This is a genomic window from Aurantimicrobium sp. (assembly GCF_036667855.1).
Taxonomy (GTDB): Bacteria; Actinomycetota; Actinomycetes; order Actinomycetales; family Microbacteriaceae; genus Aurantimicrobium.
Genome location: NZ_JAVWTF010000092.1, coordinates 1 through 2,961, shown reverse-complemented (window position 1 = coordinate 2,961; position 2,961 = coordinate 1). Strand labels below are relative to the sequence as shown.

The following is a 2,961-nucleotide window of genomic DNA, read 5'->3' as shown; positions in this document are numbered from 1 at the left end:
CGTTTCCAAGCAGATCAACCCAACGAGACATGGCAGTCAGATTTCACCCACTGGAGACTGGCCTCCGGAGCAGACACCGAGATCATCGGTTGGATAGATGACCATTCACGTTTCTTGCTACATCTGAGCGTCCACAGACGCATCAGTGGCACAACAGTCACCACCACATTCACTACCGCCACGAACGAATATGGCCTTCCTGCATCAACCCTGACCGATAACGGAATGGTTTACACCACCCGTCATGCTGGAGGCGGAAGGGGCGAAGGAAACTCGAACGCGTTTGAAACGTTGCTGTCACTAGAGGGCATCCAGCAAAAGAATGGACGCCCCTACAAACCCACCACGCAAGGCAAAATCGAGAGGCTCTGGCAAACCCTGAAACTGTTCCTCACCGCCCAACCCGCAGCCCACAGCCTGGAAGAACTCCAGCAGCAACTCGATAACTTCCGTCACTACTACAACCACATCCGACCCCACCGATCCATCGGACGAAACACTCCCGCAACCGCTTACGGGCTCATCCCCAAAGCCACACCCACCGGTTCAGAATCCATTTGGAAAGTTCGCTACGACAAAGTCAACGAAGGCCGCATCACATTGCGTTACGGCAACAAGATGCTCCACCTCGGAGTCGGCAGACAACACGAACGAGAAGAAGTCATCGCGCTAGTCAAAGACAAAGACGTCACCATAATCGACACCCAAGGAACAGTCCTCGGTGAATACGAAATCGACCCGAACAAGAACTATCAACCCAAGAAATAAAAAGACACCTGAACCCCGTTTCCGGGGGTTCAGGTGTCCACGATGTCCTGGAACATCACATGGAGGGGATGACGGGAATCGAACCCGCGTAATCAGTTTGGAAGACTGAGGCTCTACCATTGAGCTACATCCCCGTGCAATTCACCGGTTTCTCGGTGGGCACTCAAACTATCTTATACATAGTAGAGTGGTACTCGGTCATTTCGCCTCGGCGAATACCGGCCTTGCAAGTTGTCTTCTTTGAATAACTGACTGCAGGACCGGGGCGTAGCTCAGCTTGGCTAGAGCGCCCGCTTTGGGAGCGGGAGGTCGCAGGTTCGAATCCTGTCGCCCCGACCACATCCAGATCCATCACCATCAAGCAGGAGTACCCCTTCGTGAAGACCAAGGTCGAAAAACTCAGCAACACTCGCGCGAAACTCACCATCACGGTGACCGCAGATGAGCTGAAGCCAGCAATCAAGCACGCTTACGAGCACATTGCTGAATCTCTCAACGTTCCCGGATTCCGCAAGGGCAAGGCTCCTGCGGCACTGATCGACCAGCGCGTTGGTCGCATGGCTGTGCTCGAGCACGCTGTGAACGAGGGTCTCGAAGGTTTCTACCGCCAGGCAGTTCTCGACGAGAAGGTGCGCCCCATGGGTCGCCCCGAAGCAGACATCACCACCTGGCCAGCCGAGAAGGACTTCTCTGGCGACCTGGTTGTCACCATCGAGGTTGACGTTCGTCCCGAGGTGAAGCTTCCTCAGCTCGACGGTCTCACCGTTGAGGTTGAAGCAGCAACAGTGTCTAAGGAAGACGTTCAGAAGGAACTCGACGAGCTGCGTAGCCGCTTCGGCACCCTCGTCACTGTTGACCGTCCAGCTAAGAAGGGTGACTTCGCTCAGCTAGACCTGGTTGCAACCATTGGTGGCACCGAGGTCGACACTGCTCAGTCCATCTCCTACGAGGTTGGCTCTGGCGAGCTCATCGAGGGTATCGATGAAGCCATTGAATCTCTCACCGCTGGTGAGTCCACCACCTTCGAGTCCAACCTGCTCGGTGGCGACCACGAAGGTGAGAAGGCACAGATTGCTGTCACCGTTACCGCAGTCAAGGAGCGCGAGCTTCCCAAGGCTGACGATGACTTCGCTCAGATCGCCTCTGAATTCGACACCATCGCCGAGCTGACCGAGAGCCTCAAGGCTCAGGCAGAGCAGCGCAAGGTTGCTGTTCAGGCTCGTGAAGCACGTGAGAAGCTTGTTGCCAAGCTCGTTGCTGACACCAAGATTGAAGTTCCTCAGGCCGTTATCGATGACGAGGTGCACCGCCACCTCGAGGGTGAGGGTCGTCTCGAAGATGACAAGCACCGTGCAGAGGTCATCGAGGAGTCGCAGACTCTGTTCGCAACTCAGATCTTGCTCGACACGATCGCTGAGTCCGAAGATGTTCAGGTCAGCCAGGACGAGCTCACTCAGTACATCATCCAGGGTGCAATGCAGTACCAGATGGATCCTTCCGAGTTCGCCAAGATCCTCACTGAAAACAACCAGATCGCGTCCATGGTCGCTGAAGTTGCCCGTAACAAGGCTGTCAGCATCATCTTGGGCAAGGCCAAGGTCGTAGACACCAAGGGCAAGGCTGTCGACATGAGCGCATTCGCTCTCGTGGAAGACAAGAAGGCTGAGAAGCCCGCTAAGGCTGAGAAGGCACCTGCTGAGAAGAAGCCTGCTGCTAAGAAGCCCGAAGCAAAGAAGGACTAATCCTTCGATAAGAACTACAAAAACCCCGCAGGAACTTGGGTTCTAATGGTCGTTGCAACACTCCATCCTTTTGGAGGTTGCAACGACCATGTCTTTTACCCCGCCACCCACACGTTCTCGAAGGCGTTACACCGCAGCTGAAAAGTTAGCTGCCGTTGAAGCTTTCACTCGGTTAGGTAACTGTCGTGCTGTTGCACGCGAGTTGGGTTTTCCTTATTTGACGGTTTATCAATGGCTTGTTGCTGCTGGTGTCGATGTCGGTGGCGCTCGGGCTTTGCGCAAGGAGGAATATTTCCGTCTTCGTGCTGCGGGTGTTCATCGCGCGGAAGCAGCGAGGCTAACTGGTTTCCATATTCGTAATGTTCGGGATTGGGACCGGGGTATTCACCGGACTTCGTATTCACGGACTCTTCCAGATGGTCGCGTTATCCACTACAACAAGAATGTGGAT

3 protein-coding genes and 2 tRNA genes are annotated in these 2,961 nt (G+C 54.8%); 4 read left to right on the top strand and 1 reads right to left on the bottom strand.

From position 1 onward, the window contains the following. A partial coding sequence (locus RR877_RS10230) for an integrase core domain-containing protein (protein ID WP_332628168.1) occupies positions 1–768 on the top strand: 768 nt, incomplete at its 5' end. A 60-nt stretch (positions 769–828) separates the two neighbouring features. Here the strand turns inward: RR877_RS10230 and RR877_RS10225 are convergent. Then, positions 829–902 (bottom strand) — tRNA-Gly (locus RR877_RS10225). Between the two features lie 127 nt (positions 903–1,029). Between RR877_RS10225 and RR877_RS10220 the strand changes: the two genes are divergently transcribed. The 3 genes from RR877_RS10220 to RR877_RS10210 form a co-directional block, all read left to right on the top strand. Further along, a tRNA-Pro gene (locus tag RR877_RS10220) sits at positions 1,030–1,107 on the top strand. A 38-nt stretch (positions 1,108–1,145) separates the two neighbouring features. Next, the gene (gene tig / locus RR877_RS10215) at positions 1,146–2,510 is read left to right on the top strand and encodes a trigger factor (protein ID WP_332628167.1); all 1,365 of its coding nucleotides are present in this window, start codon (positions 1,146–1,148) and stop codon (positions 2,508–2,510) included. Between the two features lie 88 nt (positions 2,511–2,598). Then, the coding region (locus RR877_RS10210) for a hypothetical protein (protein WP_332628165.1) at positions 2,599–2,961 on the top strand (363 nt) is incomplete at its 3' end.